Below are 13,005 nucleotides of genomic sequence, written 5' to 3' on the forward strand. Positions count from 1 at the left end.
TTACTTTGCCTCCTCTTTTTTCAGATGGTTTTTCCAGTAAGTGCGCGCGGCGTTGACGGCGTCGGTGACGGCGCGCGACGTGATCGTGGCGCCGGAAATGGCCTGGATCTGGTCGCCGTTCTCGGGCGGCGTCTTGGTAACCTGCAGATCGCCGTCGGCCAGCCGCCCGTGGAACTGCCCGGCGAACGCGGGCTCGGAAGCGCGGGCGCCGAGGCCGGGCGTCTCGCTGGACTCGAGAATCGCGATGTCCGTGACGCGGCCTTCGGCGTCGATGCCGCAGACCAGCGTCATCAGGCCGCCGAAACCCTTGGGCGTGAGCGTGAAATTGTAGCCGAGCGTTTTGCCGCCGCCGGAACCGGAGAAGATCTCGGCGATAATGCCGGCGTCGGTTTTGAGCGCCACGGGCGTGAAGTTTTTCGCGCCGGGCAGCGTCGCCGCCAGCGCGTCGTTTTTCTGACGGACGCGTTGGGCGGCGATGGAGCCGCTGGTGATGTTCTGCACGGCGCCGAGGAGCAACCCCGTGACGGCCGTGATCGCGAACAGGATCGAACCGAGCTTAGCGATTTTTGGCATGGCTCTTCACCTCTCCGAAAATGCGCGGCTTGGTGGCGCGGTCGATCAGCGGCACCAGCAGGTTCATGATCAGGATCGAATAGGAGACGCCCTCGGGATAGCCGCCCCACGTGCGGATCACCGCTGTGAGCAGGCCGCAGCCGGCGGCGAAGACGATCTGCCCCTTGAGCGTGATCGGCGACGTCGTGTAGTCGGTGGCCATGAAAATGGCGCCGAGGAACAGACCGCCGGACAAAATCTCCGCCAGCGGCGCCGCCGGACGGCCGAAAACCGTGCACAGCACGGCGACGACGGCGACGTAGACCGCCGGAACCTGCCATTTGATAATATCTTTCCAGAGCAGCACGGCGAATCCGATCAGCAGCGCCAGCGTGCAGCTCTCGCCGATGCAGCCGCCCGTCCTGCCGAGGAACAGATCGAGATACGAGGGCAGGGCGCTCACGTCGCCGGATTTCATCAGCGCCAGCGGCGTGGCCGCGGAAACGCCGTCCAGCGTCCAGGTCGTCATCGGTACCGGCCAGCTGGCCAGCATCATGGCGCGTCCGGCCAGCGCCGGGTTGACGATGTTGCCGCCGAGGCCGCCGTAAAACTGTTTGACGACGATGATCGCGAACAGCGAACCGCCGACCGCCATCCAGTAGGGGATCGTGGGCGGCAGGTTGTAGGCCAGCAGCAGCCCCGTGACGGCCGCCGAGCCGTCGCTCACCGTGACCGCGCGGCCCGTGCACTTCTGCCAGAAATATTCGCAGAAGACGCAGGCGAGCACGCACACCGCCATCACCGCCGCGGCGCGCGCGCCGTAGCGGACGACGCCCATGACGCCGGCGGGAACCAGCGCCGCCAGCACCCAGGCCATGATCTGCGGCGTCGTCAGACCGGCGTGGGCGTGGGGAGAACTTGAAACGACCAGCTTATGATCCATTATTTCCCCGCCGCCTTTCTCTTTTTGCGCTGCGCCATGACGAAGCTCTTGCCGTCGCGGCAGCTCTGCGTCAGCGGCCGGCAGGCCGGGCACACGTAGGTGCAGCTGCCGCACTCGATGCAGTTCATGCCGCCTTCGGTTTCGAAGCGCTCGTATTCTTTGCCGAGCACCAGCGAATCCAGCGCGCTGGGCACCAGCCCCATCGGGCAGGCGTCGACGCAGCGGCCGCAGTGCAGGCAGGCCGTAGCGCGTCTGAGCATCGTCGATCGCGCCGTCAGCGCCAGAACGCCGGAAGTGCCCTTGACGGCGGGAACGTCGAGCGAGCGCATCGACATGCCCATCATCGGGCCGCCGGCCAACACCTTGACGGGCGCTTCCTTGAAGCCGCCGCAGAAATCCACGAGCTCCCGAATGGAAGTGCCCAGCGGGATGCGCACGTTCTTCGGTTCGGCGATCGCGTCGCCGGTGACGGTGACGACGCGCTCCGTCGACGGTTCGCCGAGGGCGATGGCGCGCCAGCACTGCTGCACGGTGCGCACGTTGGCGACGATGCAGCCCACGTCGGCCGGCAGCGCCGTGACGACGTACTCCTGTCCCGTCAGCGCCTCGATCAGCATCTTTTCGGAACCCTGCGGATATTTGACGGTGAGCGGCTGCACGCGCACGTTCTTCGCCCCCAGGCGCGCGACCGACTCGGACAGCGCTGCGATCGCCTCGGGCTTGTTGTTCTCCACGGCGATCACGCCCTCGGCCTCGGGGAAGAGACGCAGCAACAGCGCCGTGCCTTTGACGATCTCGTCGGTCGCTTCCATCATCAGGCGGAAGTCGCAGTTCAGATACGGTTCGCATTCGGCGCCGTTGACGATGAACCACTTTATTTTGTCCTGAGGCGGCGGCGCGAACTTGACGGCCGCCGGGAACGTGGCGCCGCCGAAGCCGACGATGCCCGCCTCGCGGATGCGCGCGAGATATTCTTTGGGATCGCAGTTCTCGTAATCGGGCAGCGGCGCCCAGCGTCCGTCTTTCTCGTAAAGGCCGTCGTTTTCCACGACCACGCAGGTGTCGAACGTGCCGGGCACGGTTGGGCGAGGTCCCACTTCTTTCACCGTTCCGGAGACGCTCGAGAGCACCGGCGCGGAAACGAACGCATCGGCGCTGCCCAGCGGCGTGCCGACTTTGACTTTGTCCCCCTTGGCGACGACGGGCGCGTTCGGCGCGCCGATGTGCTGCGACATCGGAAACGTCAGATTGCCTGTGGGCAGATACGGTTCGATCTGCTTGTCCCGCGTCAGATCCTTGTTTTGAGGCGGATGCACGCCGCCCCAAAAAGTAGGAAATCCCATAAATCTTTCCCCCTTTTGCCTTTTCCGACAGCCGCTGAGTCTGTCGGATCGACGTATTTTGTATACGCGGATCAATTCGTTTTTAATGATAGCATTTTTTATGGAAAACAAAAGATTGATGAAGCAAGAAACATGTAAATTATACTTGAAAATATAATAATGTGAATGAAGGCGCAAAGATTCTATAAAAAAGCGCCCGTCAGCGCGGCGAAACTCCATCACGCTTCATGCGTCTTCCTGCGGCGCGTGGAGCCCCGCAAAGGGCAGAACAAAAGCCGGGATCCCGAGCGTTGGCGGGATCCCGGCTGATATTCTTCATAAAAGTTTTCCGGACGGATCGCAGGCGCAGGGCGGCATTTTCAGTTTTTCGCCGCCGCGGTGGATCTTTTCCGTGCCGGCTTCGACGGCGGTCCGGTAATAGTGGCATTTATAGTTGATGAAATCGAGCACGGCCTGATCCTCCCTGAGCTGCCGCTCCATGGCCTGACGACGGCGTTCGAACAGTTCGAGGCGCTGCCGCAGCGAGGCGTCGCCCTCTTTCAGCAGCTGGATGAAACGGCCGATCTCCTTCAGCGGCATATGGGCCTTTTTCAGCCAGATCACGGTTTTCAGCGTTTCGATATCGTGTTCCGAGAACACGCGATAGCCCGATCTTTTGCGCTCGAGGGAAGGCAGCAGCCCCTCCTTGTCGTAGTACCGGATCGTGCTGATGGGGATGTTCAGCATTTGCGCCGCCTCTTTGATCGAATACTCCATGGCTCTCACCCTGCTCTCACGTAATATGACAACGATGATAATCTAACATTGAAGTGGGCTTCAATGTCAAGAGCCGTTCAGACGGCGCCGCCCCGCACGGGCAGGTCGACGACGCGGGTGCTGATCTCCGGATTGCCCTCGTCGGGGGTTCTCCTCAAACTGTTCTGGATCTATTAAAATACGGGCGTGAACGCGTAAAAAATTTTTCTCGAAAGCCGTGAGTCTTCGTGAATGAGGGAGTCGATGAAAACAAGGATCTGAAGCGCGCCGCGCTGTCGTTCATCGTGCTGATGGGCGTCGTCAGCCTCTTTTCGGACATGACGCACGAGGGCGGCAAGAGCATTCTCGGCGCTTATCTGAGCCTGACGGGAGCGTCGGCGGCGGTCGTGGGGTTCGTTTCCGGCTTCGGCGAACTGGTCGGGTATTCGCTGCGCTGCGCGACGGGACGTCTGGCCGACCGCACGAAGAGATATTGGCTGCTGACGATCGTCGGCTACGCCGTGGATCTTCTCGCCGTGCCGGCGCTGGCGCTGGTCCCCGAAAACGGCTGGCTCTGGGCGGCGGCGCTGATCGTCGTGGAACGCGCCGGCAAGGCCGTCAAGAAGCCCGCCAAGGACACGCTGCTGTCCTTTGCCGCCGCGCAGAACGGCGTGGGGCGGAGCTTCGCGCTGCAGGAGTTTCTCGACCAGCTGGGGGCGTTTTTGGGGCCTGTGGCGCTGTTCGCCGTGATGTACTTCAAAGGTTCCGGCGACAGCCTTACCGATTACCGCCGCTGTTTCGCGCTGCTGGCCGTGCCGGCGTTGGTCACGATGGGGCTGCTGCTGGCGGCGCGCCGGCTCTTTCCGCAGCCGGAGAATTTCGAACCGGATACGAAAAAAGCTGCCGTCGGAAATTTTGCTTCCGGAAAGAAATTCACGCTTTATATCGCCGGAATCAGTTTATTCGCGCTGGGCTTCATGGATTTCGCGATGATCTCCATGCACGTCTCGCGGCGCGGCTTGATGTCGCCGGGCGCATTGCCGCTGCTTTACGCCGCGGCGATGGGCGTCGACGCGGCGGCGGCGCTTGCTTTCGGCTGGCTTTACGACCGCCGGGGCATGAAGGCGCTGGCGCTGTCGGCGCTGCTGACGGCGCCTTTCAGCGCGTTGATTTTCCTGCTGCCGGGTGGCGTGGCGCTGTACGTCGGCGCGGCGCTGTGGGGCGCCGGCATGGGGGCACAGGAATCGATCCTCAAGGCGGCGGTGGCGACGTTGGTTCCCAAGGAGCGCCGCAGCTCGGGCTACGGTTCGTTCCAGACGGCGTTCGGCGTCTGCCTGTTCGCGGGCGGCTGGCTGATGGGCTGTCTGTACGACCGCTCTCCGGCGGGCATGGCGATCTTCTCCATGTCGGCCGAACTGGGCGCGGCCGCGCTTTTTGGCGTACGGCGCGGCCGGAGCGGGGCGGCGAAGGAAAAACCGCCGCGTAAACGCGCCGGAACCGGCAGGCAATCCCCGGAGAGCGCGGACGCCGTGCTATAATGTGCTTGAACTCAGCCGGCGGATTCGCGCGGCTGCGAAGAAACGATATTCGAAAAAGCTGGAGGAAAAAACATGAAGCGCACGTTGTTGTCGTTTTTGGGATTGTCGGCGCTCTGCGCTATGCTGGCCGCGACGGCGAACGCGGCTTCACGGGATTTGCCCCCGTTTTCGGAGTACAAGCCGGCGGGGGAAAATGCGCCGGCCGCGAACCGCGCCGAACCGCTCGTGCGCGCGCAGTGGGCGAAAGACGTCCCGGCCGGGATCTCCGTCTGCGGCGAGTTTGTCGCCGGCAGTTCGGAACCGCAGGCCAAGATCCTCTTTTCGGCCGATCGCGCCGTAAAAGACTTCAAGGTGCTGGCGTTGGCGTTTGAGAGCGTGGACGAAAACGGAAAAGTCTCGTTCGCGGTCAAGGAATTGTATCGGCTCGACCAGCTCGCGCCGGAACATCCTCTGGCGGTCGTGACGACGTTTTTCGGCGACCTGCCCAACAACGGCTTCTCTTACGTCGGCGAGGACGGCGCGACGCGGAACTTCGCCGTCAACGTGAGCGGCGAGGACGGTTCGCTGGTGCTGACGGAGTTCTGATATTTCCGGGAGCCCGCCGCGCGAGAAAGACGTGCCGACCGCCATGTTCCACGTGGAACACGGCCTATGAAAAATCCCTGAGGCTTCAGTTGATATGCTCCCTCTATGAGAGACAGTGAAAAGAGAAAAACACTGTAATCATAGGGGGAGCATTGTTATGGCACACAAGCAAAGAATATCCGTAAGAGGAACGGTCGAGATCATTCGAGAGTGTCTCGGCAGCGAGCAAGGCATAGGCGAAGGTACAAGAGAAATCGGAGTAGGTAATAAACCTCTGTGCAGTTGGATCAGAAGCTCTATAAAAAGGGAGCAGAAGGGCACATTCAGCTTTATGCACGTTATACCGTGCCCAAAGGGGCGTTTCACAGTCAATAGAGCTGATGAAAAACTTGCGGCCATGTGATTATGATGTTATAATCATATGCAATTCACGGAGATCCATGGTCAAATTCAGAGTTTTTGTAGTGCGATATGGAGGCTGTCAGATGCTGTTGATGAAAGAGATGAACTTTGTCGATTACCGTGCCGAGGTTGCCAAAACTCGCGCGATAATTCTTCCGGTTGGCGCGTTCGAGGTCTGGGGGCCTCATCTCCCCGTCGGTGCCGATACGCTGGTGGCCGAAGAGATCGCCAATCGTATTTCCGAAAAGATTGGCTGGGTCGTCGGCCCTTCGGTTCCCGTCGGCTATTCGGAAAGTCTTTTTGCGCCTGAAGGCGGTACTATTACGGTTCGTCCCGAATCGCTGCGCAATTATCTTTATGACATTGTCGAGAGCCTTGTGGAAACGGGAGTGAACCGTTTCTGCTTTGTTGCCCCGCATCTGGGCAACGTGTCCGTTATTACCGAGATCGCCACGCACCTGCGCCGTACCAGGAACGTGAAGTGCTGTCTGATCGACTGGTGGCGGATCATCCAGCCCATTTGCAGGGGCATTCTCAAGTATGACGGCCGTCCCGCCCATGCTCATGCCGCTGAGGCCGGCACCTCCACGTTTATGTATCTGCGCCCCGACCTGGTCAAGACCGAGCGCTTGAAGGACGTGGGGCTTGCCGCCAACGAATATCCCGATATTCCTCAGTTTGTTCCCTTTGTGGAAACGTATCCCGAGGCCCACGTAGGGGATCCCACGCCGGCCAGCGCGGAGAAAGGCGAACAGATCGTCGGCAAAACAGTGGAACGTGTGGTCGAGTTCCTCAAGCAATGGCGTTAAAGCAGCACAAAGGAGATTGCGAAACAGATGAGAAAATACCTGATGGCCGTGATTCAAATGGATACGCGCGACAATAAAGACGCCAATCTGAAGGCTGCCTGTGACTTTATCGACGAGGCGGCGTCCAAAGGCGCGAAGTTTGTCTCTTTCCCGGAAGTTTTCAATGTGATCGACGAGGGGCAGGAGGCGCCTGAACTTGTTCCCGAAGGGCGGACGATTTCCCTGATGGCCGAAAAAGCCCGCCGGCATAATCTCTGGATCCATTGCGGCAGCATCGCCGAAGTGAACCCGGAGGGCGACCGCAAGTTCAACACGACCGCCGTGTTGAATCCCCGGGGAGAAATGGTTGCCAAATACCGTAAGCTTCACACGTTCGACATCACGCTCCCCGATGGCAGCGTGGCTGAGGAATCGGCCCGCATCAAGCCCGGCCGGGAGATGGTGACGGTGGGCACGGAAATGGGCTGTCTCGGGCTGTCGATCTGCTACGATATCCGTTTTCCCGAGCTGTACCGTTATCTGGCCCTGCATGGCGCTCAGATCCTGTTCGCGCCGGCCAACTTCCGCATGGCGACGGGAAAGGATCACTGGGAAGCGCTCCTGCGCGCCCGCGCTATCGAGAACACCTGTTACGTGGTGGCGGCCGGGCAGTACGGCAAAAAACACGGAACGTCCGATTCCTTCGGCGGCAGCATGATCATCGACCCGTGGGGAACGGTTGTCGCCCGCGCCTCCGAAGGCGCCGGCTTCGCCGTCGGCGAGATCGACCTCGAGTATCTCGACAAGGTGCGCGCGCATCTGCCGTCGTTGAAAAATCGCCGTGCCGACGTGTATGACACGGTCAGGAAGTAGGCGCCTGCCATGGAATGGACGCCCGAACTGGTAAAGCGTTTTATGGGCACCGATCCGGCGACTTACGGACATTTTCCCGGCGTCAGCTTCATGATGCCGCGCATCAAACCGGTCAGCCGTTCGATGAAAATGGTCGGCCCCGCTTACACGGCGCGCATCCTCGGCAAGGATTCCTGCGCCATGTATAAGGCCATTCAGGAGGCTCCCGGAGGCTCTGTGCTGGTCGTCGATCGCGCCGGCGACGAAGTTTTTGCCTGTGTCGGGGAAATGGTGGCGCGCAACGCCCGGGCTCTCGGTCTGGCAGGGATCGTCATCGACGGTCCGGCGACCGATTCGGTCTGGATCGACCGTATGGGGTTCCCCGTGTTCTGCGCCGGCATCTCGGCAGCGACGACCAACGTCTGGGGGCTCTCGGGGCAGTACGACATTCCCGTCAATTGCGGCGGCGCCGTCGTGCATCCCGGCGATATCGTTTTTGGCGACGCCGACGGCGTGATCGTGATGCCGCCCGATAACTGCGAAGCGTACTTGGCCAAAGCCGAAGCGGCGGCGCTGCGAGAAGCGAAGATGCGCGAGGACTTTGCTGATGGAAAATTTCCGCTGCGCAGCGTCGATCCTCTTATCGAGGCGAACATGGAACAGATTGTCGCCGATATTCGTTCCGGCACGAAGAAGCTGTAGCCTTTGCGCCTCTGCGGCGGGGAGCGGCCCTGCGGCCGCGGATTGAATCTCATCATATTTGTTCGGCAGGAGGAAAAATCATGAAAAAACTTTTCGCAATGGTTCTGTGCGTCGCGTCCCTGTCGGGACTGTGCGCTGCGTCTGCCCCCGCGGCTTTCAAGGACACGATCACGATGGTGAATGAGTTGGAGCCGGACACGCTGGACCCGCGGCGCGGCAACGGCATTTCCAACAACATCGTCATGACGCTGATCTACGACTCGCTGGTGGATCTTGACCGCGAGGGCAAAGAGATTCCCCGTCTGGCGACGAGCTGGGAGTTCATCGACGGCACGCACCTGAGGATGCATCTGCGCCGCGACGTGGTGTTTTCCAACGGATACCCGCTGACTGCCGAGGACGTCCTCTTCAGCCTGGGGCGCACCAAGGACGATTCCACTTCTTATTCGACGATGATCTGGTACGACGAGAAAAACTCCAAAGCCGAAGATCCCTACACAGTGGTCCTGGCCATGCATCAGCCTTACGCTCCCGTGTTCAACGTGCTGGCCAGCGGACGCTGCTGGATCGGCTGCAAGAAAGCCATGGAGGAGATGGGCGAAAAGGATTATGCCCGAGCGCCCGTCGGTTCCGGCGCTTATAAGTTGGTCAAGTGGACCAACGGCGCCAGCATGCTGTTTGAGCGGAACGAAAAATATTGGGGTACGCCGGCGAAGACCAAAAATGTCCTGCTCAAATTCGTCCCCGAGCCCGCTTCCCGCGTGATCGAGCTGGAGACCGGCGCCGCCGACTTCGCGTTCTACATCAACGGATCCGACATCGACCGCGTCAACGCGATCGACGGCTGCCACGTCGAATCGGGACGTTCCGAAAAATATTATCTGATCACGATGGCCATGAACCACCCGATTCTGTCGAATCAGAAAGTCCGTCACGCCCTGTCGTATGCCGTTGACATTCCCGCTTTGGCCGACGCGGCCTTCGACGGTCACGCTCACGCCATGACGGGCGTATATCCCTCCATCGTCGAGGGCTGGAAGGATATGGGCGGCTGGGAATACAACCCGGAGAAAGCCAAGCAGCTTCTGGCCGAGGCCGGCTATCCCAACGGCTTCGACGTCGAGCTGCACCTTCTGCCCGAGGCGCTGTATCAGCGGATGGGCGAGATCGTTCAGGCGTACTGGGCAGCCGTCGGCGTGAACGCTCGCATCGAACAGAGCGCCCTGGCGACCCGCGAGGCGCAGGGGCCTTGGGAGGCCTCGATCCGCACGGCGACGGCCAACGAGATCTCCAATATCCTCATCATTTACGAGAAAGAGTTCGGTTCGCGCCTGGCTCCCAACGACATGAAACTCGACGGCATGCTCAAAAAGTTGAAGACGTTGTACGATCGGGAGGAACGGAAGGTCCTGCTCGGCGAGATCCAGGATTATCTCTATGAGAAACGCTATTCCATTCCCTTTGCCGAAGCCGACACGATCTTTGGCGTCAGCGACAAGATCAAAAACTTCGTCATGCCTACGACGATCTTCCGCGTCAACGTCAAGGACTGGGAAGTCGAAGAATAGCATTCGCGTCTCGTCTTCACGCGCCATGATTGGGCAGCCGGACTCTTCCGAAGGATCCGGCTGCTTTTTAGAATGAGTGTTTCACGAGGAAGGGGAAATCCGGCGTATGCTCAAATTCATCGGCAAACGCGTCCTGATGATGGTTCCGGTCATGCTGGGCGTCGTGCTGCTGGTCTTCAGCATGATGTACTTTTCTCCCGGAAAGCCTGAGGATTACATCCTCGGTGACATGGCGACCGTAGAGGACAAGGCAAAATTCCGGGCTGAAAACGGCTTGAACGATCCATTCATCATCCAGTATTTCAACTATATCAGGAAAGCCCTGACGGGGGATCTGGGCATTTCCTACACGACGAAGCAGCCTGTGGTCACCGAGATCATGAGCCGCTTCCCGACCACGTTTCAGCTGGCTTTTTTCAGCACGTTGATCGCGGTGGCTCTGGGGATTGTCACCGGCATTGTTTCGGCGGTCAAACAGTATACTGTGTGGGACAATATCTGCCGCGTGCTGGCCATGATCGGCGTGTCCATGCCGAATTTCTGGCAGGGCCTGCTGCTGATCATTCTCTTTTCGGTTGTTCTGAAGTGGTTTCCGTCGTCGGGATTCAGCAGCTGGAAACATGTGGTGCTTCCGGCGCTGACCATCGGTACTTCCTCGGCGGCGGCCGTGATGCGCATGACCCGTTCCAGCATGCTGGAGGCCATCCGTCAGGATTATGTGCGCACGGCTCGTTCCAAAGGACAGTCTGAAGTGAAAGTCGTCTGGCATCACGCCTTCCGCAACGCGATCATTCCCGTCATGACGGTGGTGGGCGTCAACTTCGGCAAGATGTTGGGCGGCGCGGCGATCAGCGAGGTCGTTTTCGCCATCCCCGGCCTGGGGAACCTGATCATCGGCGCCATCAAGGTGAAGAACGCGCCGCTGGTCCAGGGAGGCATCATGTTCATCGCTCTGGCCATGTCGGTCGTCAATCTGATCGTCGACGTGCTTTACGCTTACGTGGATCCGCGCATCCGTTCGCAATATCTGAAGCCGCGGCGGTCGCGTCTCGGCAGGAAATCGGCAAAGGGGGGAGCGTAGATGTCAGGGATCGAGAACAAAACAGCGGCGTTCGAAGATCTCGCCGGACTCGAAGAAATCTCCATCAGCAGCCGCGGACAGCTGAAAGACATTTGCAGACGCTTCCTGAAGAATCGAGCCGCCGTGCTCGGCCTGGTCATCATCGTCATCCTCGTCGTCTGCGCTCTGTTTCCCGGTCAGATCAGCGGATTCGATTATGCTCGCCCCAACCTTCGCATGCGTTATCTGCCGTTGTCGGCGGAGCACTGGATGGGGACCGACGAGCTGGGGCGCGATATCTTTACCCGCGTGATCTGGGGCTGCCGCACGTCTCTGACGATCGGACTGAGCTCGGTCGTGATCGCCTGCGTCATTGGCACGGCGGTGGGCTGTGTGGCTGGATTTTACGGCGGTTGGCTTGACAACGTGCTGATGCGCTGCATCGACGTGCTGCTGGCGGTTCCCAACTTGTTGCTGGGCATCTCCATCGTGGCCGCGCTGGGGAACAGCATTCCCAACCTGATCCTGGCCATCGGTCTGGGGCTGATGTCGAGTTTTGCGCGCGTCACCCGCTCGGCCGTGATCACGGTACGCGGCGAGCAGTATATCGAAGCGGCCCGTTCCACGGGGGCCTCAAATCTGCGCATCATCTGGAAATATGTGCTGCCGAACGCCATGGCGCCGATCATCGTCCAGGTGTCCATGGGCATCGCGACGGCGATTCTGACCATTTCCGGTCTGAGCTTCATCGGTTTGGGAGTGCCGGCGCCGACGCCCGAGTGGGGCGGCATGCTTTCCACCGGCCGTCAGTTCATCCGCGACCACTGGAACCTGATCACGTTCCCCGGAGTGGCCATCATGATCACGGTGTTCGCCTTCAACCTGTTCGGCGACGGTCTGCGCGACGCGCTGGATCCCCGTTTGAAATCCTGATGAGCGGAGGCCGACACGATGAGTGAAAACGACAAGAACCTCCTTGAAGTCAGAGATCTGACGATTCATTATTTCGTCGATAAAACGGTGGTCAAAGCGGTCAACGGCATCAGTTTTGCCCTGGCGCAGGGAGAATCTCTCGGCCTGGTCGGCGAAACCGGCGCCGGGAAAACCACGACGGCTCTCGGCATTATGCGTTTGGTCCCCAATCCTCCCGGGCGTATCGTCGGCGGCTCTATCCTCTACAAAGGGGAGGATCTCTGCAAGAAATCCGAAGAGGAGATGCGCAAGATCCGCGGTCACGAGATCTCCATGATCTTTCAGGATCCGATGACGGCGCTGAACCCCGTACTGACCGTCGGCGACCAGATCGCCGAGGTCATCGGCCTGCACCGGAAGATCGCCAGGAAGGAAGCGCTGCGCAAGGCCATGGAAATGATGGAAATGGTCGGCATCGAGGGCGGACGCTGCCACGAATATCCCCATCAGTTTTCCGGCGGCATGCAGCAGCGCATTGTCATCGCCATTGCGCTGGCCTGCAATCCTTCGCTGCTGCTGGCCGACGAGCCGACGACGGCGCTGGATGTGACGATCCAGGAACAGGTGCTGCACCTCATCGAAACGCTCAAGAAGCGTTTCGGCACGTCGTTGGTGCTGATCACCCATGATCTTGGCGTTGTGGCCGAAGTCTGCGATCGAGTGGGCATTGTCTACGCCGGAAACATCGTGGAGTACGGCACGCTGGAGCATATCTACAACCATACGTCGCATCCCTATACGCAGGGACTGTTCGGCTCGATCCCCAACTTCGACAAAAAAGTTCGCCGCCTCAAACCGATCGCCGGTCTGATGCCCGACCCCGCCAACCTGCCCGACGGATGCGTATTCGCCGCCCGTTGTCCGGAGGCGAGGGAATCCTGCCGTCACGGCGTCATTTCCAACGTGGAGATCGCCCCCGGCCATTTCGTGCGTTGCCTGAACTTTGCGGGCAGAGGGGAGTAGCC

At 60.3% G+C, this 13,005-nt stretch carries 13 protein-coding genes; 9 read left to right on the forward strand and 4 right to left on the reverse strand.

Going from position 1 to position 13,005, the window contains the following annotated elements:
• The 4 genes from RAH42_RS02155 to RAH42_RS02170 form a co-directional block, all read right to left on the reverse strand.
• Positions 1–573 carry an RnfABCDGE type electron transport complex subunit G gene (locus tag RAH42_RS02155; RefSeq protein ID WP_317539840.1) on the reverse strand — a complete coding sequence of 191 codons (573 nt, stop codon included), beginning with the start codon at positions 571–573 and terminating at the stop codon, positions 1–3.
• On the reverse strand, positions 557–1,495 hold the full coding sequence (locus RAH42_RS02160; protein ID WP_317539841.1) for an RnfABCDGE type electron transport complex subunit D: 939 nt from the start codon (positions 1,493–1,495) through the stop codon (positions 557–559). Before RAH42_RS02160 ends, RAH42_RS02155 begins: the two co-directional genes overlap by 17 nt.
• A complete protein-coding gene (rsxC, locus tag RAH42_RS02165; RefSeq protein WP_317539842.1) occupies positions 1,495–2,838 on the reverse strand; it encodes an electron transport complex subunit RsxC in 1,344 nt (447 codons plus the stop codon). Before rsxC ends, RAH42_RS02160 begins: the two co-directional genes overlap by 1 nt.
• Positions 2,839–3,153: 315 nt before the next feature.
• Entirely contained in the window at positions 3,154–3,594 is a 441-nt protein-coding gene (locus RAH42_RS02170) for a MerR family transcriptional regulator (protein WP_078015741.1), read from the reverse strand.
• Positions 3,595–3,821: 227 nt separating this feature from the next.
• Between RAH42_RS02170 and RAH42_RS02175 the strand changes: the two genes are divergently transcribed.
• The 9 genes from RAH42_RS02175 to RAH42_RS02215 all read left to right on the forward strand — a co-directional run bounded on the left by RAH42_RS02175 (position 3,822) and on the right by RAH42_RS02215 (position 13,003).
• The gene (locus RAH42_RS02175; RefSeq protein WP_317539843.1) at positions 3,822–5,111 is read left to right on the forward strand and encodes an MFS transporter; all 1,290 of its coding nucleotides are present in this window, start codon (positions 3,822–3,824) and stop codon (positions 5,109–5,111) included.
• A 72-nt stretch (positions 5,112–5,183) separates the two neighbouring features.
• Positions 5,184–5,696, forward strand: coding sequence for a hypothetical protein (locus RAH42_RS02180; protein WP_317539844.1), 513 nt, complete (start codon positions 5,184–5,186; stop codon positions 5,694–5,696).
• Positions 5,697–6,181: 485 nt separating this feature from the next.
• A complete protein-coding gene (locus RAH42_RS02185) occupies positions 6,182–6,907 on the forward strand; it encodes a creatininase family protein (RefSeq protein WP_158606281.1) in 726 nt (241 codons plus the stop codon).
• Positions 6,908–6,934: 27 nt separating this feature from the next.
• Complete coding sequence (locus RAH42_RS02190) at positions 6,935–7,759, forward strand: carbon-nitrogen hydrolase family protein (protein ID WP_317539845.1); 825 nt, start codon at positions 6,935–6,937, stop codon at positions 7,757–7,759.
• Between the two features lie 9 nt (positions 7,760–7,768).
• Positions 7,769–8,440 carry an RraA family protein gene (locus RAH42_RS02195; RefSeq protein WP_078015736.1) on the forward strand — a complete coding sequence of 224 codons (672 nt, stop codon included), beginning with the start codon at positions 7,769–7,771 and terminating at the stop codon, positions 8,438–8,440.
• Positions 8,441–8,520: 80 nt separating this feature from the next.
• Complete coding sequence (locus tag RAH42_RS02200) at positions 8,521–10,008, forward strand: ABC transporter substrate-binding protein (RefSeq protein WP_317539846.1); 1,488 nt, start codon at positions 8,521–8,523, stop codon at positions 10,006–10,008.
• Between the two features lie 106 nt (positions 10,009–10,114).
• Positions 10,115–11,089, forward strand: a complete 975-nt coding sequence (locus RAH42_RS02205; RefSeq protein WP_078015734.1) for an ABC transporter permease — start codon at positions 10,115–10,117, stop codon at positions 11,087–11,089.
• Positions 11,090–12,001, forward strand: coding sequence for an ABC transporter permease (locus RAH42_RS02210; protein WP_120372325.1), 912 nt, complete (start codon positions 11,090–11,092; stop codon positions 11,999–12,001).
• A gap of 18 nt (positions 12,002–12,019) precedes the next feature.
• Complete coding sequence (locus RAH42_RS02215) at positions 12,020–13,003, forward strand: ABC transporter ATP-binding protein (protein ID WP_317539847.1); 984 nt, start codon at positions 12,020–12,022, stop codon at positions 13,001–13,003.
• Positions 13,004–13,005 lie beyond the last annotated feature (2 nt).

The organism is Pyramidobacter sp. YE332 (genome assembly GCF_033060595.1).
Taxonomy (GTDB): Bacteria; Synergistota; Synergistia; order Synergistales; family Dethiosulfovibrionaceae; genus Pyramidobacter.

Bases quoted from the DNA above. Each gene is read 5' to 3' on its own strand.
- RAH42_RS02210 (WP_120372325.1), top strand. From the start codon at position 11,090: ATGTCAGGGATCGAGAACAAAACAGCGGCGTTCGAAGATCTCGCCGGA.
- rsxC (WP_317539842.1), bottom strand. From the start codon at position 2,838: ATGGGATTTCCTACTTTTTGGGGCGGCGTGCATCCGCCTCAAAACAAG.
- RAH42_RS02195 (WP_078015736.1), top strand. From the start codon at position 7,769: ATGGAATGGACGCCCGAACTGGTAAAGCGTTTTATGGGCACCGATCCG.
- RAH42_RS02180 (WP_317539844.1), top strand. From the start codon at position 5,184: ATGAAGCGCACGTTGTTGTCGTTTTTGGGATTGTCGGCGCTCTGCGCT.
- RAH42_RS02200 (WP_317539846.1), top strand. From the start codon at position 8,521: ATGAAAAAACTTTTCGCAATGGTTCTGTGCGTCGCGTCCCTGTCGGGA.
- RAH42_RS02160 (WP_317539841.1), bottom strand. From the start codon at position 1,495: ATGGATCATAAGCTGGTCGTTTCAAGTTCTCCCCACGCCCACGCCGGT.
- RAH42_RS02190 (WP_317539845.1), top strand. From the start codon at position 6,935: ATGAGAAAATACCTGATGGCCGTGATTCAAATGGATACGCGCGACAAT.
- RAH42_RS02170 (WP_078015741.1), bottom strand. From the start codon at position 3,594: ATGGAGTATTCGATCAAAGAGGCGGCGCAAATGCTGAACATCCCCATC.
- RAH42_RS02205 (WP_078015734.1), top strand. From the start codon at position 10,115: ATGCTCAAATTCATCGGCAAACGCGTCCTGATGATGGTTCCGGTCATG.
- RAH42_RS02155 (WP_317539840.1), bottom strand. From the start codon at position 573: ATGCCAAAAATCGCTAAGCTCGGTTCGATCCTGTTCGCGATCACGGCC.
- RAH42_RS02185 (WP_158606281.1), top strand. From the start codon at position 6,182: ATGCTGTTGATGAAAGAGATGAACTTTGTCGATTACCGTGCCGAGGTT.
- RAH42_RS02215 (WP_317539847.1), top strand. From the start codon at position 12,020: ATGAGTGAAAACGACAAGAACCTCCTTGAAGTCAGAGATCTGACGATT.